22 protein-coding genes are annotated in these 24,976 nt (G+C 64.6%); 12 read left to right on the forward strand and 10 right to left on the reverse strand.

Annotated elements, in window-relative coordinates:
* Nucleotides 1-77 precede the first annotated feature (77 nt).
* Nucleotides 78-1,544 carry a glycoside hydrolase family 183 protein gene (locus FOY51_RS17705; RefSeq protein ID WP_149431583.1) on the forward strand — a complete coding sequence of 489 codons (1,467 nt, stop codon included), beginning with the start codon at nucleotides 78-80 and terminating at the stop codon, nucleotides 1,542-1,544.
* Here the strand turns inward: FOY51_RS17705 and FOY51_RS17710 are convergent.
* Nucleotides 1,537-2,874: an FAD-binding oxidoreductase gene (locus FOY51_RS17710; RefSeq protein WP_149431584.1), complete on the reverse strand. Its 1,338-nt coding sequence runs from the start codon at nucleotides 2,872-2,874 to the stop codon at nucleotides 1,537-1,539. The two genes, FOY51_RS17705 and FOY51_RS17710, sit on opposite strands and share 8 nt — an antisense overlap.
* Nucleotides 2,875-2,944: 70 nt before the next feature.
* Between FOY51_RS17710 and FOY51_RS17715 the strand changes: the two genes are divergently transcribed.
* Together FOY51_RS17715 and FOY51_RS17720 are read left to right on the forward strand one after the other, a co-directional pair.
* Complete coding sequence (locus FOY51_RS17715; protein ID WP_149431585.1) at nucleotides 2,945-3,829, forward strand: LysR family transcriptional regulator; 885 nt, start codon at nucleotides 2,945-2,947, stop codon at nucleotides 3,827-3,829.
* 133 nt (nucleotides 3,830-3,962) lie between these two features.
* On the forward strand, nucleotides 3,963-5,150 hold the full coding sequence (locus FOY51_RS17720; RefSeq protein ID WP_149431586.1) for an ATP-binding protein: 1,188 nt from the start codon (nucleotides 3,963-3,965) through the stop codon (nucleotides 5,148-5,150).
* Between the two features lie 9 nt (nucleotides 5,151-5,159).
* On the opposite strand, the gene FOY51_RS17725 is transcribed toward FOY51_RS17720, so the two are convergent.
* From FOY51_RS17725 to FOY51_RS27650, 3 genes are read right to left on the reverse strand one after another with little or no spacing between them, the layout of a single operon-like run.
* Nucleotides 5,160-6,614 carry a class I adenylate-forming enzyme family protein gene (locus FOY51_RS17725; protein WP_149431587.1) on the reverse strand — a complete coding sequence of 485 codons (1,455 nt, stop codon included), beginning with the start codon at nucleotides 6,612-6,614 and terminating at the stop codon, nucleotides 5,160-5,162.
* Nucleotides 6,611-7,387 (reverse strand): LLM class flavin-dependent oxidoreductase, encoded by a 777-nt coding sequence (locus FOY51_RS17730; RefSeq protein ID WP_235916447.1) that lies wholly within the window; start codon nucleotides 7,385-7,387, stop codon nucleotides 6,611-6,613. The genes FOY51_RS17725 and FOY51_RS17730 overlap by 4 nt, the downstream gene beginning before the upstream one ends.
* Nucleotides 7,366-7,602, reverse strand: a complete 237-nt coding sequence (locus tag FOY51_RS27650) for a hypothetical protein (RefSeq protein WP_235916449.1) — start codon at nucleotides 7,600-7,602, stop codon at nucleotides 7,366-7,368. The genes FOY51_RS17730 and FOY51_RS27650 overlap by 22 nt, the downstream gene beginning before the upstream one ends.
* 128 nt (nucleotides 7,603-7,730) lie before the next feature.
* Here FOY51_RS27650 and FOY51_RS17735 point away from each other — a divergent pair, with 128 nt between their 5' ends.
* Nucleotides 7,731-8,123, forward strand: coding sequence for a response regulator (locus FOY51_RS17735; protein ID WP_149431588.1), 393 nt, complete (start codon nucleotides 7,731-7,733; stop codon nucleotides 8,121-8,123).
* On the opposite strand, the gene FOY51_RS17740 is transcribed toward FOY51_RS17735, so the two are convergent.
* Nucleotides 8,089-10,959 carry an ATP-binding protein gene (locus FOY51_RS17740; RefSeq protein ID WP_149431589.1) on the reverse strand — a complete coding sequence of 957 codons (2,871 nt, stop codon included), beginning with the start codon at nucleotides 10,957-10,959 and terminating at the stop codon, nucleotides 8,089-8,091. The two genes, FOY51_RS17735 and FOY51_RS17740, sit on opposite strands and share 35 nt — an antisense overlap.
* Nucleotides 10,960-10,998: 39 nt before the next feature.
* Here FOY51_RS17740 and FOY51_RS17745 point away from each other — a divergent pair, with 39 nt between their 5' ends.
* From FOY51_RS17745 to FOY51_RS17755, 3 genes are all read left to right on the forward strand, one after another.
* Nucleotides 10,999-11,685 carry a response regulator gene (locus tag FOY51_RS17745; protein WP_149431590.1) on the forward strand — a complete coding sequence of 229 codons (687 nt, stop codon included), beginning with the start codon at nucleotides 10,999-11,001 and terminating at the stop codon, nucleotides 11,683-11,685.
* Between the two features lie 137 nt (nucleotides 11,686-11,822).
* Nucleotides 11,823-12,065, forward strand: a complete 243-nt coding sequence (locus tag FOY51_RS17750; protein ID WP_149431591.1) for a hypothetical protein — start codon at nucleotides 11,823-11,825, stop codon at nucleotides 12,063-12,065.
* A gap of 45 nt (nucleotides 12,066-12,110) precedes the next feature.
* Nucleotides 12,111-13,364 (forward strand): esterase/lipase family protein, encoded by a 1,254-nt coding sequence (locus tag FOY51_RS17755; RefSeq protein WP_149431592.1) that lies wholly within the window; start codon nucleotides 12,111-12,113, stop codon nucleotides 13,362-13,364.
* A gap of 107 nt (nucleotides 13,365-13,471) precedes the next feature.
* Here the strand turns inward: FOY51_RS17755 and FOY51_RS17760 are convergent, their stop codons facing one another.
* From FOY51_RS17760 to FOY51_RS17780, 5 genes are read right to left on the reverse strand one after another with little or no spacing between them, the layout of a single operon-like run.
* Nucleotides 13,472-14,260, reverse strand: a complete 789-nt coding sequence (locus FOY51_RS17760) for a DUF1295 domain-containing protein (protein WP_149431593.1) — start codon at nucleotides 14,258-14,260, stop codon at nucleotides 13,472-13,474.
* Nucleotides 14,257-15,573, reverse strand: a complete 1,317-nt coding sequence (locus FOY51_RS17765) for an SAM-dependent methyltransferase (RefSeq protein WP_149431594.1) — start codon at nucleotides 15,571-15,573, stop codon at nucleotides 14,257-14,259. The genes FOY51_RS17760 and FOY51_RS17765 overlap by 4 nt, the downstream gene beginning before the upstream one ends.
* Nucleotides 15,570-16,946 carry a class I SAM-dependent methyltransferase gene (locus FOY51_RS17770; RefSeq protein WP_149431595.1) on the reverse strand — a complete coding sequence of 459 codons (1,377 nt, stop codon included), beginning with the start codon at nucleotides 16,944-16,946 and terminating at the stop codon, nucleotides 15,570-15,572. The genes FOY51_RS17765 and FOY51_RS17770 overlap by 4 nt, the downstream gene beginning before the upstream one ends.
* Nucleotides 16,943-17,674, reverse strand: coding sequence for a DUF1365 domain-containing protein (locus FOY51_RS17775; RefSeq protein WP_149431596.1), 732 nt, complete (start codon nucleotides 17,672-17,674; stop codon nucleotides 16,943-16,945). Before FOY51_RS17775 ends, FOY51_RS17770 begins: the two co-directional genes overlap by 4 nt.
* Nucleotides 17,671-18,978, reverse strand: coding sequence for an NAD(P)/FAD-dependent oxidoreductase (locus FOY51_RS17780; RefSeq protein ID WP_235916468.1), 1,308 nt, complete (start codon nucleotides 18,976-18,978; stop codon nucleotides 17,671-17,673). The genes FOY51_RS17775 and FOY51_RS17780 overlap by 4 nt, the downstream gene beginning before the upstream one ends.
* Nucleotides 18,979-19,407: 429 nt before the next feature.
* On the opposite strand from FOY51_RS17780, the gene FOY51_RS17785 reads away from it, so the two are divergent.
* The 5 genes from FOY51_RS17785 (at nucleotide 19,408) to FOY51_RS17805 (ending at nucleotide 24,976) form a co-directional block, all read left to right on the forward strand.
* Nucleotides 19,408-20,361 carry an alpha/beta fold hydrolase gene (locus tag FOY51_RS17785; protein WP_149431598.1) on the forward strand — a complete coding sequence of 318 codons (954 nt, stop codon included), beginning with the start codon at nucleotides 19,408-19,410 and terminating at the stop codon, nucleotides 20,359-20,361.
* Nucleotides 20,362-20,519: 158 nt separating this feature from the next.
* On the forward strand, nucleotides 20,520-21,776 hold the full coding sequence (locus FOY51_RS17790; RefSeq protein ID WP_149431599.1) for an SLC13 family permease: 1,257 nt from the start codon (nucleotides 20,520-20,522) through the stop codon (nucleotides 21,774-21,776).
* A 78-nt stretch (nucleotides 21,777-21,854) separates the two neighbouring features.
* Complete coding sequence (locus FOY51_RS17795; protein WP_149431600.1) at nucleotides 21,855-22,148, forward strand: Rv0250c family protein; 294 nt, start codon at nucleotides 21,855-21,857, stop codon at nucleotides 22,146-22,148.
* The gene (sdhC, locus tag FOY51_RS17800; RefSeq protein ID WP_149431601.1) at nucleotides 22,145-22,972 is read left to right on the forward strand and encodes a succinate dehydrogenase subunit SdhC; all 828 of its coding nucleotides are present in this window, start codon (nucleotides 22,145-22,147) and stop codon (nucleotides 22,970-22,972) included. Before FOY51_RS17795 ends, sdhC begins: the two co-directional genes overlap by 4 nt.
* 54 nt (nucleotides 22,973-23,026) lie before the next feature.
* On the forward strand, nucleotides 23,027-24,976 hold the full coding sequence (locus FOY51_RS17805) for a fumarate reductase/succinate dehydrogenase flavoprotein subunit (RefSeq protein ID WP_149431602.1): 1,950 nt from the start codon (nucleotides 23,027-23,029) through the stop codon (nucleotides 24,974-24,976).

Below are 24,976 nucleotides of genomic sequence, written 5' to 3' on the forward strand. Positions count from 1 at the left end.
GCGCCAGGCGACTGGTCGACGCACTCGGTAGCGATGCTAAATTCGGACAGCGCATCGCGCCGGTCCTTAGGGGGAACATGTCGAAACAGCTTGTTGCCGCTGTTGCCGCGGTCCTGATAGGCGCATCCGTCGTGGTGTTCTCCGACGGTGCCGACGCAGGTGCGGCGCCCAACGCCCCTGCTCCCGTCGCCGGCACCGGCCCCTGTTCGACCGAGCCTGCGCCGACGCACGAAGGTCTGGCCCCGAAGACACCCGAGTTCTCGGTTCCCTATCCGGCCATCACCGTGGTTCCGAATCCGCCACCCGCGCCGCCGGCACCGGTGCGGACCACGCAGAAGCTGCCCGACAATCCGTGCTCGGATCCGTGCCCCGACCTCACCGACGAGCAGCCGAGCGGTGGCAGCGGATCGTCGAGCGTGCTGCCGAAGCTGATCATCCGGCCGCAGCCGTTCTACTTCGGCATCCCCGTCCCAGGGCAGAATCCAGCCCCGACGCCGCCCAAGCCGCAGGCGGTCAATCCGCCGATCGAGCCTGCGCCGGTATCGGCGAAGCACGCGACGCCGAACGTCAGCAACGTCACCGAGGTGTCCAAGCAGACCGGTGCACATTCGATCAACCGGACCGACAAGCGGTGGCAGGTGCAAGGCACCGATCTGGGCATCATGTGGGAAAGCGCGCCGGGCGAGATCGCGACCGCGTTCGGCGACACGATTGGCAAGAACCTGCATCCGCCGGGCGGCATGGGCGACGACTGGCGCAGCAACGTCCTCGCATTCAGTACCGACAAGAACCTGGCCGACGGCACCACCTACGACAGCATGGTGCAGGACAGTCGTTGCCACGCAGCGGAATTGCTGAGCAGCCAGAAGCTGGACAACATCGAGATCACCACGATCCCCACCTCCGGCTTCGCGATCGGCAAGCGTCAGTACATGAGCTACATGTCGATCAGGACGTGGAACAGCGTGCCCGGCACCTGGTTCACCAACTACGGCGGCATCGCATACTCCGACGATCACGGCCAGACATGGACCAAGGATCCGAATGCCAAATGGGACAACATCTTCGGACTCGCCAACTTCCAGGTGACGGCGATGGTTCCGCAGGGCGACTACGTCTACATGTTCGGTACCCGCAACACACGGCTCGGTGACATCGGTCTTGCACGCGTTCCGAAAGACAAGGTGCTCAACAAGACCGCGTACCAGTACTGGGCGAACGGCAGTTGGACGGCTGTCGGTGGCGAGGGCTCCGCATCACCTATCGTTCCGGGCACCGCCGCCGAACTGTCGGTCCGGTACAACGCCGATCGCAAGGTCTGGCAGATGAGCTACCTGGACACCACCAAGGCGGCAATCGTTCTCCGCGAATCGGATTCGCCGCAGGGTGTGTGGTCCGAGGGCGCGCCGCTGGTGGGTGTCGACAAGTACCCGGAGCTCTACGGCGGCTTCATGCATCCGTGGTCGACGGGTGACGACCTGTACTTCAACATCAGTACGTGGTCCGACTACAACGTCTATCAGATGCACGCGAAGGTCAACTGACGTTCTGGTTGAGCCGGAACATGTTCGACGGGTCGTAAGCGGACTTCAGTTCGACCAGCCGGTCGTAGTCGTCGTAGGCGTCGTCGATCGGATCCTTGACGGGGTCGCCACGGTAGACGAAGTTGATGTTGCGCCCGAGCGTCCACGGCGCGAGCGCGGTGAACAAGGAGCGATGCAAGGCGCGTGCCTCGTCGATGTCGTCGTCGACCATCGAGATGACCCGCACGACGAACTCGGCATCGCGATGACCGACTGCACTGGGCGCCTGCGGTTTCCGTGCCATCGCTCCGCCCAGGTGACGGATCTCGACCACGCAGTCGATCGGTGCTTCGGGCCCGACGATCTCGAACACATCCGCGATGGCCGCGGGATCGAGTTCGCGCAGCATCGCGTTGTTGCCGGTGTAGGAATGCGGAAACGGCGGATCGCTGTAGATGGAACCGCAATCGGTGTAAGGCATTTCGGCGAGAGTATCGAGCAATATCGGCCCGACCTCGCGGAGCGGGCGCACCAATTGCTCGCCCTCGGCCGCCGATCCCGTGTACGCAATCCGCACGTGCGCAACGTATTTGCCACGGATCGGCTCGGGAAATGCCGGAATGTCAGGAATGGGAATCAGCGCGACTGCCGAGGTGAGCTCGTCCGGCACCGTCGCGGTCCAGGTGCGATAGGTCTCGAGCAGCTCGGGAATCAGGTCGATGTCGAAGTACAGTCCGCCGCCGTAAAGCCTTGTGATTTCGAGTAACTCGATCTCGATCGCGGTGACGATGCCGAAGTTGTCGCGCCCACCCCGTAGCGCCCAGAACAGGTCGGGATCGCTTTCGGCCGTGACGTGGTGGAATTCGCCGTCGGCGGTCACCACATCGATGCTGCGCACCAGATCGCATGCGTAGCCGAACTCGCGCGACAGAATCCCGAAGCCGCCGCCGAGCGTGTAGCCGACGACGCCGACGCCCGGAGCGCTGCCGGACAACGGTGCCAAACCATGTTCCGCGGCGGCCGTGATGACGTCTTTCCACAGGGCGCCCGCACCGGCCGTGACCGTGCGCGTTGTGGGGTCGATGCGCACGTCGGCCATCGCGCCGGTGGCGATGAGCACCCCACCGTCCGCCGCCGTCGCCAAGCCGTGGCCGCTGGATTGGACGGCGACAGGAAGGCCGTCGGCGGCGGCGAATCGAACCGCCGACTGAACATCGGTGCTGTTGCGTGCTTCGACGATCACGTCCGGTCGATGCGGCCTGTACGTCTGGAATCCAGTACGGACGGCGTCGTAGCGATCGTCGTCGGGCGTGAGGACGGGAAGGTCGAGGTCTTTCGTTGCTGCGGTCATGTTTCGAGCTTTGCCTTCATCAACTTAGAAGTCCAAGTAATACTTGGTCTTACTTCTATACGATGTAGTTATGGAACTACGTCAGCTCGAGTATTTTGTCGCGGTCGCCGAAGAATCGAGTTTCACCAAGGGAGCGGCCCGTGTGCATGTCGCTCAGCCCGGCGTGAGCGCGCAGATCCGCAGATTGGAACGTGAACTCGGCCAACCGTTGTTCGACCGGTCCGAGCGAACAGTCCGGCTCACCTCTGTGGGTGCCGCTGTACTTCCCCGCGCACGGGCAGCTCTGGCAGCGGTCGGCACGGTGCAGTCGACGGTCGACGATTTCACCGGCCTGATCAGGGGGCATGTGACGGTCGGGACGGTGTCGTCCACGACGTCGGGCGATGTGGATCTGCCCGAATTGCTAGCCGACTTCCATCGCGAGCACCCCGGCATCGCGATCGCCCTTGCCGAAGACAAGGCTGCTGGGCTGATCGATGCGTTGCTGGCGGGTCGTATCGACGTGGCATTCGTGGCCGTCGGTGCCGACGATCCGATCGGGCTCGGCACGGCGACCGTCCGCAACGAAGTGCTGGTGGCTGCCGTCGCGCTCGACGATCCGCTCGCGGACGCCGCGACGATCACCCTCGCCGAACTGGTGGAGCGAGCCTTGATCACCCTGCCGCGCGGTTCCGGAATTCGGGCGATCCTCGACGACGCATGTGCCGCCGCCGGGCTCACCCCGAAGGTGGCGTTCGAGGCGAGCAATCCGCTGGTGGTCGCACAACTCGCCGCGGGTGGGCTCGGCGTTGCCGTGGTGCCTGGGACGGCCGTCGAAGACGATCCGAACGTGCACGTCCTCGAGCTGATCGAACCGTGCATGACCGGACGGATCGTCTTGGCGTGGCGGACCGGCGCCGACACCAGCCCGGCCGCCAGAGCGTTCCTCGCCCGCGCCCGTCTCGCGCATTCCTAGCGATGTCTAGGGTTTTCGAAAGAGTCGCATAGATCGGCATACGATCCCGCGGCGATAGCCGTCGATAGCGATCTCTAGGACACGCCCTAGATGAGCCGAGAATTCGCTATGGACGCTGTTATCTTCGATTTCCATGGACCCCGTGCGTAATCCCTACGCCCCCGGCGCAGGCCAGCGCCCGCCCGAATTGGCAGGCCGCGACAAGCAACTCGACGCATTCGACGTGGTTCTCGAACGTGTCGCGCGCAGCCGTCCGGAGCGCAGCGTCATGCTCACCGGGCTGCGTGGCGTCGGAAAGACGGTGCTGCTCAACCAACTTCGCTCGGCTGCGGTCAGTCGCGGTTGGGGCACAGGCAAAATCGAGGCGCGCCCCGATCAAGAGCTGCGCCGCCCGTTGTCGTCGGCGTTGCACATGGCGATCCGGGCGATAGCGAGCGCGCACCGCGATCCCGAACGAGTCGACGACTTCCTCGGCGTACTCAAGGCTTTCGCGCTGCGGGCGTCGGCGGACAAGGGTATGCGCGAGCGCTGGCAACCGGGCATCGATGTCCCTGCCGTGACCGGTCGCGCCGATTCCGGCGACATCGAGATCGATCTGGTCGAGCTGCTGTTGGACGCGTCGTCGTTGGCGCGCGATGTCGGTGTGGGGCTGGCGATCTTCATCGACGAGATGCAGGACATCGGGCCTGCCGACATCTCGGCGATCTGCGGTGCCTGCCATGAGCTGAGTCAGGACGGCGCACCGCTGATCGTGGTCGGCGCCGGTCTCCCCCATCTGCCTGCGGTGTTGTCCGCGTCAAAGAGCTACTCGGAGCGGCTGTTCAGCTATCACCGCATCGATCGGTTGGACCGGGACGCCGCCGATCAAGCACTGATCGCGCCGGCCGAGCGGGAGGACGTGAAGTTCACCGACCAAGCGCTCGACGCGCTGTACACGGCGGCCGACGGCTACCCGTATTTCGTGCAGGCCTACGGCAAGGCGACCTGGGATCTGGCGCCGGAAAGTCCGATCACCGCCGAGGATGTCCGGGTCGCGGCACCGACTGCGGAAGAGGAGTTGGCGGTCGGCTTCTTCGGGTCACGCTACGAGCGTGCGACACCGGCCGAGCGCGAATACATGCGCGCGATGGCCGATCTGTCCGGCGACGACGGCCCGGTTGCCACGTCTGCTGTCGCTACCGAGCTGGCGCGCAAACCCGCGTCGCTGTCGCCTGCGCGCGACGGGCTGATCAAGAAGGGTCTTATCTACTCGGCGGAACGCGGGACCATCGGTTTCACGGTTCCCCACTTCGGCAGATACCTTCGCTCCCAAACGGATTGACGGTTCGGGTCAACGCTCACGTAGTTCGCGCTTGAGGATCTTGCCGGTCGCGTTCTTCGGCAACTCGTAGAGGAAGATCACGTCGCGTGGTTTCTTGAACGAGGCGAGTCGGTCTCGGCAGTGCTGGATCAGCTGGTCGGGCGTCACCTGATCGGCGACGACGAAGGCCCGGATCGATTCGCCCCATTCCGGATCGGGCATGCCGACGACGGCGGCTTCGTGGACCGCGGGGTGGGTCAGCAGCACCTCTTCGACCTCGCGGGGGTAGACGTTCGATCCGCCGGTGACGATCACGTCCTTGGCGCGATCGGTGAGATACAGGTACCCGTCGGCAAGGTGACCGATGTCGCCGGTGTGCAGCCAGCCATCGACCAGCGTGGTCGCGGTGGCGTCGGGGTTCTCCCAATAGCCCTGCATGACAACGTCACTGCGGACGAGGATTTCACCGTCGGCGTCGTCGGCAACAGGTCGACCACTGCTGTCTGCGATGCGGATCTCGACGCCGTGAAACGCCCGACCGCACGAGCCGGGATGATCGAGTGCCTCGCCGGCAGGCATCACGGCGATGGTCATCGGGGTCTCCCCCTGTCCGTACATCTCGGACACGATCGGTCCGAACACCTCGATGGCCGCGCGCAGATCCCCCGGGTAGAGCGCTGCTCCGCCGATGACGATGCTGCGTAGGTGCGGAAGGCTGCGACCGCGGGCAGCGTCGACCACGCGCCGCAGCATCGTCGGCGCGAGAAAGGCGGCGTGTGTCACCTGATGCCGGTCGAGCAGCTCGACGAAATCCGTTGCCGAGAAACTGATTCCGGGCGCGATGATCTGGGTCGCGCACCGCGCGGTCGAGGGCAGCAGATACAGGCCGCTGCCGTGGGTGAGCGGTGCGGCATGGAGGTAAATGCTGTCGGGCGCAACCGGATCGACATCGTCGAAATAGGCCTGTGTCATCGCCGCAAGGTTGCGGTGGGTCAGCTTGGCGCCCTTGGGTTTTCCGGTGGTACCGGAGGTGTAGAACAGCCATGCGGGGTCGTCGAGTGCGGTCTCGATCATCGGCGCCGGGGCGTCGGCGAGCAGCTGATCGAGTTGTTCCACGTGCAGCACCTGGACGGTCGTGGGCAGGTTGCGCGCGGCAGCGGCGGTGTCGTCGCTGACGGCGATGGCGCTCGCACCGCTGTGGTCGACGATGTAGGCGATCTCGTCGGGGTGGAGATGCCAGTTGACCGGGACGGCAACGAACCCGCCGTGAAAGGCCGCCCACAGCAACTCGACCAGCTCGGACCTGTTGGGCACGACATGCACGATGCGATCACCGGGGCGCAACCCGAGGTCGGTGAGCCCCGCCGCGAGCCGACCGACCCGATCGCCCAGTTCTCGGTAGCTGAGTTCGCGGGCGCCATCCATCAGGGCGGGCCTGTCACGGGCACGATCGACCGCGCCGGTGAGCAGGCCTGCGATGTTCACCCTTCTTCGACCTTGGGCAGGATCTCCTCCTTGATCCGTTTCAGGTCGTCGATGGTCTTCGCGACCGGCACGTCGTTGAACGGCGGCCAGATCATCGGCATGGTGAGCCCGGCCTCCTTGTACGCCTTGAGCCGATCGGTGACCTGCCCGGCGGTGCCGACCAACAGGTTGGTGACCTTGCCCGCAGGCGACTGATCGACCTCCTCGTCGGTGATGACGGTCCAGATCATAGAGCTGATCTCGAGGTCGTCGACCGACTTGGGTGTATCGAGCTGATCGAGTTCCTGCTGGATGGCCGTCCGCCAGTTCTTGATGTCCTCGGGTGAGTCCTGGATGCCGATCCAGCCCGACAGGTTGTATTTCGCGATGCGCGCCGCCGACCGTTTCGGGTCCTTGAGACCGGAGAAGAAGATCGGTGGGCCGGGCTTCTGGAGGGGTTTGACGCCGAATCCGCACTTGTCGAAATCGGCGAACTCGCCGTGGAACTCGAAGTGCTCGTTCTCCCAGATGCCCTGCATGATCTCGATCGTCTCGCGCACGTGCTTGTGACGCCGCGGGAAGATGTCGGTCGCGCTGGCAGCGGCGAATTCCTCAGGCATCCAGCCGGAGCCGACGCCGACGTTGAGTCGCCCCTTCGAGAGATGATCGATGGTGGCCAACTCGGTGGCGAGGACGCCCGGCGATCGGAACGGGGTGTCGATGATGCTCATGCCGATCCGCACCTTCGACGTCTTCGCCGCCAGCCACGGAATCAGCGGATAGCCTGGAACCATTCGCCGTTCGATGCCACCGGCAGGGCCTTCGGCAGGTCCGCCATCATGCCGAACGAGTACTGCAACTCCGCACGATCGGACGCCTCGGGCACGACGATCCGATCGAGGGTCCAGACGGAATCGAAGTCGAGATTCTCCGCGAGCTCGGTGAGATCTTCCAGCTCCTGGAGCGTGACCTTGGTGCGAAAGTTCGGCAGGTACAGGGCAAGTTTCATACCTGCGACGCTAGGCGCGATGACCTGTGGTGCAGAAGCGTTCGCTGCACCAGCGACGACTGGTGCATTCGCACCATCTCTTGCCCTGTTCGACCACCTACCGTGCTGATAGGAGAAAGGTTTGCGTGATGGACGTGATTGCCGTGGACGACGACGATGCGGGCCGCGAGTTGCTACGCATGGTGCTGGAGTCTGCCGGGCATCGGGTTCGCACGAGCGGCGACGTCGCGGGCGGCCTGCGGCTGATGGCCGAACAGCCCGCGCCTGCCGCCGTCGTCACCGATCTGCTGATGGGCCTCGATCGGGCAGGTGGCTACCGGTTGATCAGCAAGATTCGCTCCGATCCCGCGCACGACGCCGTCGCAGTTGTTGCGCTGACTGGTGTGACCAGTGCCGAGGATCTGGAACGCGCTCGGTCGGCGGGCGCCGATGCCTGCCTGACCAAACCGATCGACGTTGCGGAGTTCCTCGAGGTCCTGACGCAGGTCAGCTCGGCGCGGGCACAGCCAACTGCCGACTGATCGCCCCGAGGACCTCCTCGATCACCAACGGCTTGCCGAAGACCTCCACGCAGAAAAGGTCGGGTGGAGCAACTTGCGAGCCTGCTGTCACAACGATTGCCCGGTGCTGCCGATCGGCCAACTCGCGCAACAGTTCCCAGCCGTTGCCGTCGGGAAGCTCGACGTCGATCACCAGCAGATCGGCCGGCCGCTCGGCGAGCAGTGAACGCGCCTGCGCGCACGTCTGCGCGAGGTCGAGCGACACCGCGGGCCAGCGGGAGAGCGCCGCGGACAGCAGCTGCCTGCTCGCCGGATCGTCTTCGATGTACAGCACGCGGCCGCCAGGCATTGCCGCCGGGACATCGGCGGCGGCCTGCGATGTATCCGGTGCGGGCGCACACGCCGCCAGCTCCACGCGGAAGCTGCTGCCGATGCCCACCTCGCTCGACACCGTGAGCTGCCCACCCATGGCGGTGGTAAGCCGTTGCGACAGAGCAAGACCCAGCCCCGACCCTTCGGCACCGGTGTCGCTGGCCCGGTGAAACGGAGTGAAGAGTGTGCCGAGCTGATCGGAGTCGATGCCGGGGCCGGTGTCGGTCACCACCACCGCTCCCCGCTCGATGCCGACGTTCACCGTTCCGCCTGCGGGCGTGAACTTGATGCCGTTCCCGATCAGGTTGAGCAGCACCTGCAGCAGCCGTTGCCGATCGGCGAGTACCCACTCGCCCGCGGTGTCGTCGGGTGTGTGCAAGGCGACGAGTCGCTCCTGCGCCAAGCCGTCGACGATCTGCAGTGCCTCGCCGACGACCTCGGACAGTGCGACACGCGCGGTCGCGAGTCGCAGCTGCCCGGTCTCCGCGCCGGTCAGGTCGATCAGGTCGTTGATCAGGCGCAGCAGATGACGACCGGCACCGAGGATGTGGTCGATGCCGTCATGTTGCTGCTGTTCGGTGAGTTGCGCAGTGCCGAGCAACTGAGCGAAGCCGATGACGGCGTTGAGCGGTGTCCGCAGCTCGTGACTGACCAACGCGAGCAGGTCGCTCTTGGCGTAGTTGGCGGCTTCCGCTACCGCCCGCTCACGTCTGGCCTGCGCAACCCGTCGTCGCTCGGTCAGGTCGAACAGCTCGATACAGAAGTGGCGGGGATCGCCGTCGCGGCCGCGAATCAGTGACCCACTCAGCTCGGCCCACAACGGTTCGACACGGCCTGCGACCCACACCCGAACCTCGGACGGCGGCAGCCGGTCGATGGCTGCCGACATCGCCGTCTCGAGTTCGCGCGCATCGTCGGGATCGACGACGTCGGTCAGCCGCAGGCCGGTCACACGCCGTCCGGCCATGACCGCGACGGCGGCGTTCGCCTGCTGGATGCGACCATCCAGGTCGACCAGTGCAATCCCCATCCCGGTGTTGTCGAACGTGCTGCGAAATCGCGCTTCGCTCTCGACGAGCTGCTCGTGCAGTTCGGCCGTCCCGATCGCAACCGCCGCGATGTGTGTCAGGCGTTGCACCAGCTCGATCGCCGGCGTGTCGGGCGACCAGCTCGTAGCGTGGTACACGGCGAAGGTGCCGACGACGATTCCGCGGTCGACGTCCAAAATCGGTGTGGACCAACATGATCCGAGCCCGTGATGCAGAGCGACGTCACGGTAGTCGGCCCAGCGTAGATCGGTGGTGATGTCTGTTGCGATCACCTCGCTGCGCGTGAATGCGGCAGTGCCGCACGATCCGGCAAACGGTCCGATACGCACACCGTCGATGGCTGCGCGGTAGAGCTGCGGCAGGTGCTGCCCGGCGCCGTGACGCAGCGTCGCGCCTTCCTGATCGAGCAACAGGATCGAGCAGATACTGCCCGGCAGGCGTTGCTCCATCGCGGTGACTAGCGCTTCGAGACTTCGGTCGAGCGGGTCGCGCCGCGCGATGCCTTCGAGAATTCGGGCGATCAACCAGTCGGCCTGCGGAATTGGATCGGTTTGCGGTGCGCGCACGGCTGCAGCGGGCAGCTGCATCCGAACCAGGCAGCCCGGAGTGTCGGTCCGGGACTCGATCGTCAGCGAGCCGCCGTGATCGTCTGCGAATTCGGCAGCCTCGGTCAGTCGTAGGCCATCGCCTGCCACCGCCCATCCGGTGGTGAACGGTCGCAGCGCCGCGCCCGACTCCCAGCTTTCGGGCAGACCGTGACCGTTGTCGGTGACCGTAATCTCGACCAGTCCCGGAAGATCGCGGATCACCACGGTGATCGATGTGCTGCCCGCTCGGCGCGCGTTGTCCAACACGCTGGTCACCGACCGTGCGAACCGCACCCGGTCGACCACCGCGTAGGCCTCGACGCACTCGTCCTCGACGATCGGCACCACATCGCCGGATCGTGTGCCGCGGCAGACCGCTCGCACCGCCGTGACAACATCCAGCGGTTCCAACGGTCCGCTACCCGAACGCGCGGCACGTCCTGCGCGCCAAGCCAATTCGGCTCCCTGCGCTGCCAACGACTGCAGTTGCCCGGATCGTCGTGGCTCTGCGGCGGCAAGCAGTTGAGCCGCCATGGCCACCGCCGAGGCATTGCCCGCGACCTCGTGCGCGGCGCGTCGGGTCTCTTCACGCGCAACCGCGGCACGACCGGCCAGCACCCGCGCCGCGGCACATGCGGCGGCCAGATTCTCCTGCGACGGCGTCTGCCCGTCGGTGCACGGCAACACCACGTCGGCGCCCGCCAGCTGCGCCGAGATGATGTCCTCCGGAGCGCTCGACCGAGCAAGTGCGACGATGGCACGATCGGGTGAAGACCGACGCACGGATGCGACCTCACCCGCCCCCACTATCCGGACCCCGTCCAGGTCGGGGCCGAGGACTTCGTGCATCGCATTCCACCTCGTCGTGAAAGGCACAGCGTGTCGCAGATGGGCCCGCCGACCACTCACGTCAACCTAACACCGGCCGCCGCGCCCACGGTCCTGATCGTCGACGACCATCACATCTTCAGCGAGCTCCTCGGCGATGCCTTGGCTGCCAACGGGATGCATGTGGTCGGCCGGTGCGCCACCCTCGCCGCTGCGTTGGAATCCGTCGCGGCCTTCCGACCCGACGTGGTCGTTCTCGATCACAATCTGCCCGCGGGCAACGGAATCGGCGGCGTCGCGACAATAAAAAGGACATCGCCCCACACCCGGGTGTTGATGCTCACCGCGATCGAACAGCGCAGCGTCGTGCAGGAGGCCATGGACGCAGGCTGCGATGGGTTCGTGACGAAGCGGCACAGCTTGGCCGACGTCATCGCAGCCGTCGAATCCGTTGTGCGCGGCGAGACCCCGATCTCGCCCGACGTGGCCGGTAGCTTGCTCGGCAGGCGCTCGCCCGTCGTCGGCGGCGACCTGAGCCGTCGTGAAGCCGACATTTTGCAGTTGATCGGTGCAGGCTTGACCAACAACGACATTGCAGGCCAGCTACGAATCAGCGTCAACACCGTTCGCAACCACGTGCAGCACGTATTGACCAAGCTCGACGCCCACTCCAAGCTCGAAGCGGTCGCAATCGCCGCCCGCCATGGACTGCTGACATCCGATCGGGCAAATCCTGGGCCACAGTGAAACTGTCCGCCCCCAGAATTCGGGGTGCGGCGGGTGCTGTCCCGCAGGTCGTCGATGCGGCAGTATTAAAAGGAATGGGTAGAAAAACCCCATAGGGCCGGGGGCCGAGGATCGATCGAAGAACGGAAAGGCACCACGTGACTTACCAACGCACGGCGGCCAAAGCGGTCATGGCACTTGCGATCACGATTCCCCTCACCACTCTGGCGGCACCGATCGCCAACGCCGACACCGGATCTGGCACCGGCTCCGCAACCGGATCTGCCAGTGGGTCTGCTGCGACGGCGAATACGCTGCTCTGCCAATTCTCGTGGGGACTGTTTCGTCTGCTGAACCCCACCGCGCCGACGCCGACCAGTTGCCCGCAGATCGGAAGTTAGGCCAGCGGTCGCCACAGTTGAGTGCACAACTGTACACTCAACACCGTGACTGACGTAGATGCTCGACGCCGTGCCGAGGCTCGCGCTCTTGCTGAATTGGCATTGGTGGAACTGGGCGGCGCGGTCGGCGGTATCCATAACGTGCACCGCGCGGTCTCGGATCGAATTTTCAAGGGCGTCGGACTTGGACTTCCTCGCGCTGCGCGGCCGGCGAAGCTCATCCACGACACGATTGCCGACGGCATCTACAAGGCGGTCGGCACCACGGCCAAGGGTGCCGGGCAGGTCGCTGGGCAGACCGTCGACGTGCGGCTCGACGGTGGAAAGCTTTTGTCGGAAACCTCACGCGGCGCGGCGCTGATGTCGATCGTTGCCGGGCTGCGCGGCGACGTTCTGGAGACCGAAGGCTCTCCCCTGGTAAGTCCGATGGCGGTACGGGTCGACGGTGTGGTCGTGCCGCCGGAATCGACGGCGCTGGCCGCCGCATTCCCGCAAGCCACCGGTCGGCTTGTCGTGTTTCTGCACGGTTTGATGGAAACCGAGATGGCATGGCGGCTGGGTGGCCGCGCGTCGTACGGCGAACTGCTCATCGACGAGTTGGGCGTCACCCCCGTTTTCCTTCGCTACAACTCCGGTCGGCGGGTGTCGGCGAACGGCCGGTCGTTGAGCGAGTTGCTCGAGCAGCTTGTCGCGGCGTGGCCCGTTCCGGTGGAAGAGATTGCGCTGGTTGGTCATTCGATGGGTGGCCTGATCTCGCGCAGTGCGGCTTATCAGGCCGATTCCGACGGCAAGTACTGGGTGCGCCGGGTGCACCATCTGATCTGCCTCGCCTCGCCGCACATGGGCGCGCCACTCGAGCAGTTGGTCCACTTCGCCAGCGCGGGGCTGAACGTGCTGCCGGAGACTCGTCCGTTCGGCCGGCTGCTGCGGCGTCGCAGCGTTGGAATCCGCGATTTGCGGCAGGGCTCCCTGGTCGACGGCGACTGGGACGGCCGCGAGGTCGACGCGTTGAGCAAGGCAGTGCTGCAGGATGTTCCGCTGCTCGACGGTGTGATGCACTGCTTTGTCACCGCGCAGATCAGCCGAAGCCCGAGCCGTCCGCTCGGCAAGCTGATCGGCGACGGGTTGGTCCTGATGCCCAGCGGATCCGGGCGCAGCAAACGGCGCATCATCGGCTTCCGTGAAGAGGACGGGTTGCACGTATCGTCGGCCAATCACTTGTCGTTGCTGAACCATCCAGCGGTCTACGACAAGCTGGTCGTATGGCTGTCGACAGCTCCGATAGCAATATCTAAGTAACTCTACTGTTATCGCTAGTCATCGATAGATCGCCCTAGCGGCCGCCAAACGACGGGTGAATGCCACTTTCGTTCGATCTGAGCGAACGAATGTGCCATTCACCCAGGCTACTTCTTGGGTGGACGGGGGAGGAAGTAGCTGGTTCGCTTTTGGTATTCGGGATAGCCCGGACGCTGGGACATCGATTTCTCCAGTAGCCGCGCGCCTGTTGCGAATACCAGGAAATAGGTCATCACGACTGGCGAAAGCACCGTCAGAATTCCTGGCCACGCACTTGCCGCTATCAGCCACAGGCCCCACCAGACGCTGGCATCGCCGAAGTAGTTGGGATGACGGGTCCACGCCCATAGGCCGACGTCCATCACCTTGCCCTTGTTGGCAGGGTTCGCCTTGAAGGCGGCGAGCTGACGATCGCCGATCGTCTCGAACGCGATCCCGACCAGTGCCAGCAGCACGCCCACCAACAGGATCAGCTGCGGAAAGCCGTGTGTTGGATGCGTTGCCGCGGACACCTGAAGCGGCAACGAGACGAACCATTGCGCAATGCCCTGTGTCAGAAAGATTTTGCGCAGCACCAGGGCGGCCGACGGGTCGGGGCCGAGCAACTCGTCGTAGCGCGGGTCTTCGCCCTTGCCCTTCGACTTCTGCACCATGTGCCAGCTCAGTCGCAGCCCCCACACCGCGACCAACACCAGGATCAGCGTCGACCTGACGCTGCCGCCCAGCACGGCTGCGACCAGTGCGACGAGCACGAAACCGAGACCCCAGATCACATCGACCACGTTGAAGCGACCGATCCGCTTGCCCACCGCGTACGTGACGATCTGCAGAATGCCGAGCACGACGGCGCTGGTGATGCTGACGGCCGCGAATGTGCCCCAATCGAATCCGGTCATCGGAGCGCCGCGGTCGGAACCGTGCTGACCCGCAGCGACGCTCTTCCCCCCAGTGACGCAGCGCCGACGCTCGACGGCTTCACCGACAGAATCTGATCGACGCCCATTCGACCTTGCTCGAAGCTGAGTCCGCCGCCCACCAGGTACAGCCGCCACACGCGAGCCATCTCCGCGCCGACCATCGAAACCACGTCGTCCCAACGGGATTCGAACGTCTGCAGCCATGCCTCGACTGTCCACACGTAGTGCTCGCGCATCGCCTGCACGTCGCGCACCTCGAGCCCGGCGCGCTCGAGGTAGTTCACCGTCTCGCCGACGGGCCGCATCGTCATGTCGGGAACGATGAACGATTCGATGAACGGCCCGCCGCCGGGATGCTTACCCGAGCGCGACATCTGCTGAATCAACACGCCTGCTCCGGGTGCGGCGTTGTCGAACAACGCCTGTGCATAGACGGCGTAGTTCTTCTCCCCGACATGCTCGCCCATCTCCAACGACGCGACGGCATCGAAGGGACCGTCGGTGATCTCGCGGTAATCCTGCAGCCGGATCTCGACGCGGTCGGCGAGGCCGCGCTCTGCGATGCGGGCGTCGATGAACTTCTTCTGCTCCGCCGAAATGGTGATACCCACGACCTGCGCGCCGAAATGTTCGGCCGCATGCAAACTCAAAGAGCCCCAACCACATCCGACGTCGAGGAATCGCATCCCCGGTCTGCCGAGGCCCACCTTGCGGCACACCAGGTCCAGCTTGTCGCGCTGTGCATCGACGATGCCGTAGTCGGCGTCGTCCGGCGTCCCGGGCACACCGCGCGTGAAATACGCACACGAGTACGCCATCTGCGGATCGAGGATCATCGCGTAGAAATCGTTGGACAGGTCGTAGTGGTGGCTGATCACGGCGCGGTCGCGCAGCATGCTGTGCAGCCGACCCCGCACGTTCGACTGAGTCGCCGGTGCCGGTAACGGCCGCCCGATCGCCCCCAGCTTCCGGGCAACGCGAACCAAGCGCGCGATGGTGGCTGGACGTGGTCGAACAGCCGAGAGCTGCCGATCGTGGACCACCTGCCACACGTGCTTCAGCGCCGCGTCCAGATCGCCCTCGACGTCCAACTCGCCCGTCACGTACGCCTGTGCCGCTCCGAGTTCGCCGGGGCTCCAGAGGATTCGGCGCAGCGCGTTCGGACTGCGCAATACGACGCGCGGCGCATCGACGGGGCCGGCAACGCTCCCGTCCCACCCGGTCAGGTGCACCGGCAACTCGCCGCGGACCAGCGGTCGCAACGCCCGCTCTAGTTCGGCGGCGACGGTCATACTGTGTCCCTTCCCAAGATGTCCTTTGCCAAGATGTCCCCGCGGTCGAGAACCAGCTGTTGCACATCGATGTACCCAGCGCGGAAGCCGGCTTCGGAGTACGCAAGGTAGAACTGCCACATCCGGCAGAAGGTCTCGTCGAATCCCAGTTCCAGTGCATCTGCGCGGCGGCTGCCGAAGCGTTCCTGCCACAGCCGCAAGGTCTCGGCGTAGTGCGATCCCATGCTGAGGCGCTCACGCACCCGCATCGTCGTCTTTCGGGCGGTGATGGATTCGATCGCTTCCGCCGACGGTAGGAACCCGCCGGGGAAGATGTACTTCTGCACCCACGTATAGGTGTTGCGCGTCTTCAACATTCGATCGTGCGGCATGGTGATCGCCTGCAGTGACACTTGGCCGCCCGGCGCCAGCAGGCTGTCGATCTTCTCGAAATACGTTTGCCAGTACTTGTGCCCGACGGCCTCGATCATCTCGACGGACACGATCGCGTCGTATTCGCCCTCGACGGCACGGTAATCGAGCAGATCGATCTGCACGGTATCGGCGAACCCGGCTGCCGCGACACGGCGCCGGGCGAGCTCCTGCTGCTCGCTCGACAGTGTGACCGAGCGGACGATCGCGCCGCGTTCCGCGGCCCTGATGCACAGTTCGCCCCACCCCGTGCCGATCTCCAACAGCCGAGTACCACGGCGAACTCCCGCTGCGTCCAGGAGCCGATCGATCTTGCTCTGTTGTGCGCCGGCCAGCTGTTCCCACCGGGCAGGCGGGTTCGGATGATCGGCGACCAGGATTGACGATCGCGCGGGTTGCTGTGCGGGAGAACGTGGTTCGGTGAACAACGCGCTCGAGTACGTCATGGTCTCGTCGAGGAACAGCTCGAACAAATCGTTGGACAGGTCGTAGTGCCGCGAGATGTTGGAGCGGGTGTTCTCCTCACTGCCCCGCTCACTGGCCGGCGGGCGAGTGACGAACGTCCCGCGGAATCGTTGCAGCGATCGAGGCACCAGATTCGCCATCTTGGTCGCGAACACGGTGAGCACGGCAGCGGGATCGGGAGAGGTCCAATCACCGGCCATGTAAGCCTCGCCGAAACCGATCAGCCCATGGGTGCCGAGCCGCCGAACGTACGCCTCCGGTCGGCGAATGATCATGCGAGGCAGGATGTCCGAGCCTTTACCGGATCCGATCACCGTGCCGTCGGGGTATTCGACGCGCACGTCGAGCTTGCGTGCGGCTCGGCGAAACAGCCGGTCGACACCCGCTGCCAAGATGCGGCTGCGAAGGCCGGTGGGGACGGTCGACAAGTCGGCCCAAGCGGGCGACGCGGCGTCCGACGACTGCGGTGTGGTCCCGTCGATGCTGGGACTGCTCATGTGTGGACCTCCTGACGATCGATGGTCTTGGGGCGCGGCATGATCGGTAAACCTCTCGCCCACAGGGCGATCGCCTGTCGTCGGATGCGCGCCGAGACCATGAGTGGCGCCAGCGGCATCCGTAGTTGGGCGCGGAGAACGTTCGCGTTGGTTGCTGGACTGCGTTGGCCGCGCATCGACGCCGTGAACGGCGCATGGCCTTCGCGGTGCAGGACGATGGTCGCCGTCAACGACTCGCCCGGTTCGGGAAACGACATCGCGTAACGGCCGTCCACCTCGTTGAACGGCGAGACGTAGAACTTCTTGTCCGTTGTCGCCCGGCCTCTGGCATCGGTGTGGACGAGGTAGCTGTGCCGCTGGCCGTAGGTGTTGTGCACCTCCGCGATCACGCACTGCAATGCGCCGGCGCTGTCGTAGCACCAGTAGAGGCTCAGCGGATTGAACACGTATCCGAGTACCCGTGCGCTGAGCAACGCAATCACCCGGCCGCCGTCGAGGTCGACGCCGTGCCCGTCGAGAAACCCATCGACGCGACCGCGCAGATCAGGTGCGGGACCGTCGAAATGGTCACGAGCCTGGAAGCGGGCGAACGGGCGTAGCAGTGCAGGCAGCCGTGGCAGATCGTCGATGTCGATCAGCCAGGAGTAACTGCGGTATTCGAACGAGTTCGCCACCGGCTCGGTGCGCACGTGTCGAATGCGGGTCGCGTACAGCGCGGGCGTGATCATGTCGCCGGTTCCAATACTGCGCCGACGTCCCAGGTCGCGCCGAGCCGCTCCGCAGCACGAAGCCCGGACCGAGCGCCGTCCTCGTGGAATCCCCAACCGTGATACGCACCGGCGAACGCGACGACGTCCGACCCCAACTCCGGCAGCCGACGCTGTGCTGCAACCGATTCCGGGGTGTAGATGGGATGCTCGTAGGTCATCTCGGCGATGACCGTCGCTGGATCGACCAGGCCGTCGCCGCCGAGTGTGACGAGGTAGCGGCGATCGTCGCCCGCCTGCAAACGCATCAGGCGCGTCATGTCGTAGGTGACGATCACGCCGTCCGATTCGTGGGCCGGTATCAAGTAGTTCCAGGACGCTCGCGCGCGCGGCGCGCGCGGCAACAACGACTGGTCGGTGTGCAGTTTCGCCTTGTTCACCGAGTACGGCATCGCCGACAGCACAGCCGATTCCAGCTCTGACGGTGCGCCGAGCATGGCCAAGGCGTGGCGCGGATGAACGGCGATGACCACAGCGCCGAATCGGCGCGTGGCGCCGGAGGTTTCGACAACGTCGACGCCGTCGGAGGTGCGGTCGATGCGGTGCACCGGGCTGCCGACGCGAACCTCGTGGAGTGTCTGCGCCACCTTCTCGACATAGCGGGCCGAACCACCGGTTACGGTGCGCCAGGTGGGTGAGCCGGTGACCGACAGCATTCCGTGGTGATCGAGGAACGCGAACAGATAGCGCGCGGGATAGTCCGACGCCAAACGCGGATCGCACGACCACACCGCCGCAACCAGCGGGGTCATGAAGTGATCGACGAAGAACTCGCTGAAGTTGTTGCGAGCCAAAAAGTCTGCCAGTGGTTCGTCGGCCGCCGAGTCGGTGGCATCGAGCACGGCCCGAGCAGCTCGGTGAAAGCGCGTCACTTCGCCGAGCATCTTGAGATAGCGGGGGCGCCCGAGCATGCGCAGCCGGGGAAACAGCCCCGGCAGACCCTTTGCGCCCGCGTACTCGAGATCGTCGACATCGGAACGGACCGACATCGACATGTCCGATTCCTGGGTGGCAACACCCAGTTCGCCGAACAGCCGCAACAGCGTCGGGTACGTGCGGTCGTTGTGAACGATGAAACCGGTGTCTACATCGAGGGAAATACCGTTGTCCTGCACGACGTGATGCGTGTGCGCGTGACCGCCGAGGCGAGTGTCCGCTTCGTAGAGCGTCACGGCGTCGCGCTTGCTGAGGACGTAGGCGGCGGTCAGACCGGCAACACCACTGCCGATGACGGCGACGGTGCGGCGCTGGTCGTCGGTGCTCAGCTCACGCAAGTCCCGCTCCTCGCAGCAGTTTTGCATCGTTTTTCATAACAATACTTCGGGGCGAACGCGGTTCAGGACTGGTCTCGACACGCCGAGCCCGACTAGCGATCTCTAGCGAAGTCTAGGAAATGTGCAACGACGGTGAATATTGCCCGATGGAACAAGCCGCTCGCCATCAGTTCTACGGCGGCGCGGTAAAGAGCGGGCAACCCGGTGCAGGTCAGCGCCTCAACACTTCGTGACGGATTGCCTGTAGGTGTGGGCTGTGAATCGGGCATCGGTTCTACGTCGGCGCGGTAACGGGTCGGCAACGCGACGCAGGTCAGAGGCTCGAGAGGCCCGATGCGGCCGAAAAAGCGATGTGGCGCAGGTAACACCGGACCGTCTGGTTCCGAATACTCGTCAAGCACCCAGAGTCGGGAGAGCCAGATGACACTTTATCGAAATGCCGCAGACGAAGCGGGACATCGCGTGACCGTGTCTGCCGACGATGGTGTCCCCCTTGCGGTTCGCGAGTTCGGCGAGCGGACCGCGGCCCTGACCGTCGTGTTCGTACACGGTCATTGCCTGCGCGCCGACTCCTGGGCCTACCTTCGTGATCACCTCGGCCGCGACTGGGGTTCCGACGTCCGCATGGTCTTCTACGACCACCGCGGTCACGGTGAATCGGGTGAGGCGCCGACCGAGACGTACACGATCGATCAGCTGGCCCGCGATCTGGATGCCGTTCTGCGCGTGATGGTTCCGACCGGGCCGATCGTGCTGGTCGGGCATTCGATGGGTGCCATGGCCGCGATGGTCTATGCGCGGCAGAACCCGGAGACCGTCGGATCGCGAATCGTCGGGATCGGCCTGTTGGCATCTGCCGCACGCGGTCTCACCGAAGGCGGCATGGGCCGGTGCCTACGTCGCCCTGCGGTGTCGATGTTGCAAGCCGCGGTGCGCCGCGCGCCGGGAGCCATGCATGCGGGCAAGCGGTGGAGCCGATCGGTGTGCGAGCCGATCGTGCGCAACGCCGGCTTCGGCAGGCGCAAGGTGAGTCCGCGCATGGTGGCCTTCGCGGCGGCAATGCTCAACGACACGTCGATCGTCACGATGTCGAGTTTCCTCGACGAATTCATCGCCTTCGACGAGTCCGAGACGCTCGCGATGTTCGCCGCGATTCCTGCTTTGGTACTCGGCGGATCCGACGATTTGATGACGCCCTTCGCACGGTCCGTCGAGATGGCAGAGCGCCTTCCGGGCGCAGAGTTGGTGTGTCTCGCGGGTGCCGGGCACGGCGTGATCCTCGATCGTGCGGCAGAGGTCGCGCTCTCGCTCACCGCGCTGATCGACCGCGCCCGCGCTGGGCTTGTCAGCAACGGTCTGGCGGCCGTCAGCTGAGCCGAAACGGACAATTCACCATAAACGGAATACTACGAACAATTCACTGTTCTGCGCCGAAATCACCGGCCGATCCGGGCGTTGAAAACAACTTGTGCGTGACATGCTCCTTCTATGGCACCTGACAAGGCGCGACAGGAGACGAGCGAGGATCGACCATGACCTTTGCGCAAGGCGCATCCCTGTTTCTGCTGGCCGCGGCGTTGGTTGGTGCAATCTGGCAACGCGTCAACATCGGTGTGCTCGCACTCGCTGCGGCCTTTCCGGTCTTGGCGCTCTCGGGTCTCGATCCCAAGAAAATGTACGAGACATTTCCCGGTGACCTTTTCGTTCTCATTGTCGGAGTTTCGCTGCTTTTTGTACATCTCGAACGCAGCGGTGCACTGAAATGGATTGTCGAAAAGATATTCGGGATCGTCGGTGAACGTACGGCTCTGCTGCCGTGGGCGGCTTTCGTTCTAGCTGGGGCACTCACCTCTGCAGGCGCATTCTCCACCGCGGTGATCGCGTTCCTCGTCCCGATGATTGCCTACGTCATGGTTCGCTACCGAGACCGGTTTCTGCACTGTGAGCTCGCGGTGGTCATCGCCGCGAACTGTGGTGGACTGTCGCCGCTCAACCCCACCGGAACCCTGGTGCGCGAAACCGCCGACAAGGTCGGGGTGCACTACTCCACGTGGGGGCTGTGGGCGGCGTCGATGGTGGTGGCCGTCGTCGTCGTGCTCGCTCTGCAAGGGTTGGACGCGATCCGGCGCCGACGTGGGCGGGCGCCGTGGGCAACTCCCGCTGCCACCGTCGAGAGCGAAACCCCCACCGAGAAAACGTCGCTCGCCTATCAGTGGTCGGCGGGACTGGCGATGATCGCCTTCCTTGTCGCGGTCGTCGGCTTCAAGACCGATGTCGGTGTCACAGCCGTCTTTCTGGTCGCGGTGCTGCAACTCGTGTTCCGTCCCGCGGAGAAGGCGCTGCTGACCCGCGTCCCGTGGAGCAGCGTGCTGCTGCTGTGCGGGCTGCTCACGTACCTCGGCGTGATGAAGGCGATCGGCACGATGACGTCGATCCAGCACGGCCTCGACCACATCGACAGCCGGTGGCTGCTCATCCTGGTGATGGCCTACATGACCGCGCTGCTGTGCAACATCGAGAGCTCGACACTCGGCGTGCTCGGGTTGATCACCCCGCTCTTGTTCGACGCGTTCGGCACGTCGACGCAAACCTTCTGGGTCGTTGTGGCCGTTGCGGTTCCAGCGGCTCTGATGGTGATGAACCCGATCCACGTCGCGGGAACGCTGATCATCGGCAGCAGCGCGGAACAGGATCGGGATCGGCTTTTCCCGAAGCTGTTGACGATTGCGGGGTCGCTTGCGGTGATCACACCGGGCCTGTTGGCGATCGTTCCGATCGCGATCGGATAGATCGTTCTGCTAATAACCTGCATCGCCGCACGCTTTTCCGTACTGTGGTGAGCGTCACACAGCCCTCGGAGGTAGAACATGCCAGCCACCGAAATCAACGAACTCCGCCAGACCATCGGTCAGTTGCGGCAGTGCATCGGTGCACTACGTTCCCGATACGGCGATGCCAGCGCCGTTCGCCGACTCGCGAACGATCTGGAACGCCTCGACATAGACACGGTCGACATCGAACAGTCGCCGCCACCGCAGATTCCGCACGCATCGGCGCGGTCGGATGTCATCTACGTGCCTGACAGCAAGTCGGACGAGTCCGCTTGGATGGGCGCCCAGGACGAGGGTCTCGGCTTTCATTCGCGCGAGCGGACTAGGTGAGCGCCCCGACCGACAGGGCGAACAGCGGCACCGGGGTCCACTCTCCTACCCGAGCGCGGATCTCGGCGCGCACGCTGCGTAACGACAGATGGTGGCTACCCCCGCTTCTCACGACTCTGGGGTTAGCCACCTTTGTCATCTACGCGGGCGTTCGCTCGTATGTCCGCGCTGCCTATTGGGTCGAGGACTATCACTATCTGACGCCGTTCTATTCGCCGTGTGTCAGTGCGTCGTGTGTGCCGGGATCCAGCCATTTCGGCGTCTGGTTCGGCCATCTCCCGGTGATCATTCCGCTCGGCTTCCTTGTGCTGCCGTTTCTGCTCGGCTTCCGGCTGACGTGCTACTACTACCGCAAGGCCTACTACCGTTCGGTGTGGTTCTCACCGCCCGCATGCGCAGTGGCCGAACCGCATGCCAAGTACACAGGTGAGACCCGGCTGCCGCTGATCATTCAGAACGCCCACCGCTATTTCTTCTACTTCGCGGTGATCGTGTCGTTGATCAACACCTACGACGCGATCATGGCGTTCCACGGCAAAGGCGGCGGCTTCGGCTTCGGGCTCGGCAACGTCATTCTGCTGGTGAACGTAATTCTGTTGTGGGCGTACACGTTGTCGTGCCATTCCTGCAGACACATCACCGGCGGTCGGCTCAAGCATTTCTCCGCGCATCCGGTGCGGTATTGGATCTGGACGCAGGTGTCCAAGCTCAACACCCGCCACATGGCATTGGCCTGGACAACGTTGGCCACGCTGGCGATCACCGATTTCTACGTGATGCTCGTGGCGAGCGGAACACTGTCGGATTTGCGGTTCGTCAATTAACTAGCCGGCGCGCGAGGCGCAGCCTCGCGTCGGTCTTCGGGGAGCAATAGGTACATGACTGAGATCGAACGACACAAATACGACGTCGTCGTCATCGGTGCCGGTGGCGCCGGGCTACGCGCGGTGATCGAGGCGCGCGAACGCGGCTTTTCCGTTGCGGTGGTGTGCAAGTCGCTGTTCGGCAAGGCCCACACCGTGATGGCCGAGGGCGGCTGCGCGGCCTCGATGGGCAACGCCAACGAGAAGGACAATTGGCAGACCCACTTCATGGACACCATGCGTGGCGGCAAGTTCCTGAACAACTGGCGGATGGCCGAACTGCATGCGCGGGAGGCTCCCGACCGGGTGTGGGAGTTGGAAACCTATGGCGCACTGTTCGATCGGACGCCAGACGGCAAGATCAGCCAACGCAACTTCGGCGGGCACACCTACCCTCGACTCGCGCACGTCGGCGACCGGACCGGCTTGGAATTGATCCGCACCATGCAGCAGAAGATCGTGTCGCTGCAGCAGGAGGACTTCAAAGAGACCGGCGACTACGAGGCCCGCATCAAGGTGTTCGCCGAGTGCACGATCACGGAGCTGTTGAAAGACGACGGGGCGAGCGGAGCGACGGGGGATGGGCAGAGCTGTGTCTCCGGCGCCTTCGGCTACTGGCGTGAGTCAGGCCGTTTCGTCCTTTTCGAAAGTCCCGCAGTGGTTCTCGCGACAGGCGGAATCGGCAAGTCGTTCAAGGTGACGTCGAATTCCTGGGAGTACACCGGCGACGGGCACGCACTCGCACTGCGTGCAGGCGCCAACCTGATCAACATGGAGTTCATCCAGTTCCACCCCACGGGCATGGTGTGGCCGCCGAGTGTCAAAGGGATTCTGGTCACAGAGGGCGTGCGCGGCGACGGCGGAGTGTTGAAGAACTCAGAGGGCAAGCGCTTCATGTTCGACTACATCCCGCCCGTCTTCAAGGGGCAGTACGCGGAGACCGAAGAAGAGGCGGACGCCTGGCTGAAGGACAACAACTCCAGCAGGCGCACACCCGATCTGCTACCGCGCGACGAGGTGGCGCGCGCTATCAACTCGGAAGTCAAGGAGGGCAGGGGATCTCCGCACGGCGGGGTGTACCTGGACATCGCGTCGCGGCTGCCCACCGAGGAGATCCTGCGACGACTCCCCTCGATGCATCACCAGTTCCTCGAGCTGGCGGATGTGGACATCACCAAGGAGCCGATGGAGGTCGGGCCGACCTGTCACTACGTGATGGGCGGCATCGAGGTGGACCCGGACACCGGGTCATCTACCGTGCCAGGGCTTTTCGCGGCAGGCGAGTGTTCGGGCGGAATGCACGGGTCCAATCGGCTCGGCGGTAACTCCCTGTCCGATCTGCTGGTGTTCGGTCGTCGTGCGGGTCTGGGTGCCGCGTCGTACATCGAGTCGTTGCCGGCGCGCCCGTCGATCGCCGACGCCGATGTCGATGCCGCCGCGAAATTCGCGCTGTCGCCGTTCGATCCACCGTCGCAAGGTGTCGGTGAGAACCCGTACACGCTGCACACGGACCTGCAGCAGAACATGAACGACCTGGTCGGCATCATCCGCAAGCCCGACGAGGTGGAGCAGGCGCTGGTGAAGCTCGACGAAATTCGAGAGCGCATGAAGCAGATGACCGTCGAAGGCCATCGACAGTTCAATCCCGGCTGGCACCTGGCCGTCGACATGCGAAACATGTTGGTGGTCAGCGAATGTGTGGCCAAGGCGGCCTTGCTGCGGACCGAGAGTCGAGGTGGGCACACTCGCGACGACCACCCGGCGATGGACTCGAACTGGCGCAACACGTTGCTGGTCTGCACGGCTGATCGGTCGACCGGTGACGCATTGGTACCGGGTGTGACGGTGGTAGAGAAGGAGCAGATCCCGATGCGCGAGGAACTGCTGGATCTCTTCGACATCGGCGAGCTCGAAAAGTATTACACCGAGCGCGAACTCACGGGGCACTCGTCCAGGAAGGACTGA

Source organism: Antrihabitans cavernicola (assembly GCF_008297975.1).
Lineage (GTDB): Bacteria > Actinomycetota > Actinomycetes > Mycobacteriales > Mycobacteriaceae > Antrihabitans > Antrihabitans cavernicola.

What these genes read in the sequence shown, in the direction of transcription:
- FOY51_RS17720 (WP_149431586.1), top strand. Translation starts at nt 3,963, where the DNA reads ATGGACCCCGTGCGTAATCCCTACGCCCCCGGCGCAGGCCAGCGCCCG.
- FOY51_RS17740 (WP_149431589.1), bottom strand. Translation starts at nt 10,959, where the DNA reads ATGCACGAAGTCCTCGGCCCCGACCTGGACGGGGTCCGGATAGTGGGG.
- FOY51_RS17710 (WP_149431584.1), bottom strand. Translation starts at nt 2,874, where the DNA reads ATGACCGCAGCAACGAAAGACCTCGACCTTCCCGTCCTCACGCCCGAC.
- FOY51_RS17760 (WP_149431593.1), bottom strand. Translation starts at nt 14,260, where the DNA reads ATGACCGGATTCGATTGGGGCACATTCGCGGCCGTCAGCATCACCAGC.
- FOY51_RS27650 (WP_235916449.1), bottom strand. Translation starts at nt 7,602, where the DNA reads ATGAAACTTGCCCTGTACCTGCCGAACTTTCGCACCAAGGTCACGCTC.
- FOY51_RS17785 (WP_149431598.1), top strand. Translation starts at nt 19,408, where the DNA reads ATGACACTTTATCGAAATGCCGCAGACGAAGCGGGACATCGCGTGACC.
- FOY51_RS17705 (WP_149431583.1), top strand. Translation starts at nt 78, where the DNA reads ATGTCGAAACAGCTTGTTGCCGCTGTTGCCGCGGTCCTGATAGGCGCA.
- FOY51_RS17805 (WP_149431602.1), top strand. Translation starts at nt 23,027, where the DNA reads ATGACTGAGATCGAACGACACAAATACGACGTCGTCGTCATCGGTGCC.
- FOY51_RS17730 (WP_235916447.1), bottom strand. Translation starts at nt 7,387, where the DNA reads ATGGTTCCAGGCTATCCGCTGATTCCGTGGCTGGCGGCGAAGACGTCG.
- FOY51_RS17775 (WP_149431596.1), bottom strand. Translation starts at nt 17,674, where the DNA reads ATGATCACGCCCGCGCTGTACGCGACCCGCATTCGACACGTGCGCACC.
- FOY51_RS17735 (WP_149431588.1), top strand. Translation starts at nt 7,731, where the DNA reads ATGGACGTGATTGCCGTGGACGACGACGATGCGGGCCGCGAGTTGCTA.
- FOY51_RS17795 (WP_149431600.1), top strand. Translation starts at nt 21,855, where the DNA reads ATGCCAGCCACCGAAATCAACGAACTCCGCCAGACCATCGGTCAGTTG.
- FOY51_RS17745 (WP_149431590.1), top strand. Translation starts at nt 10,999, where the DNA reads ATGGGCCCGCCGACCACTCACGTCAACCTAACACCGGCCGCCGCGCCC.
- FOY51_RS17715 (WP_149431585.1), top strand. Translation starts at nt 2,945, where the DNA reads ATGGAACTACGTCAGCTCGAGTATTTTGTCGCGGTCGCCGAAGAATCG.
- FOY51_RS17790 (WP_149431599.1), top strand. Translation starts at nt 20,520, where the DNA reads ATGACCTTTGCGCAAGGCGCATCCCTGTTTCTGCTGGCCGCGGCGTTG.
- FOY51_RS17765 (WP_149431594.1), bottom strand. Translation starts at nt 15,573, where the DNA reads ATGACCGTCGCCGCCGAACTAGAGCGGGCGTTGCGACCGCTGGTCCGC.
- FOY51_RS17770 (WP_149431595.1), bottom strand. Translation starts at nt 16,946, where the DNA reads ATGAGCAGTCCCAGCATCGACGGGACCACACCGCAGTCGTCGGACGCC.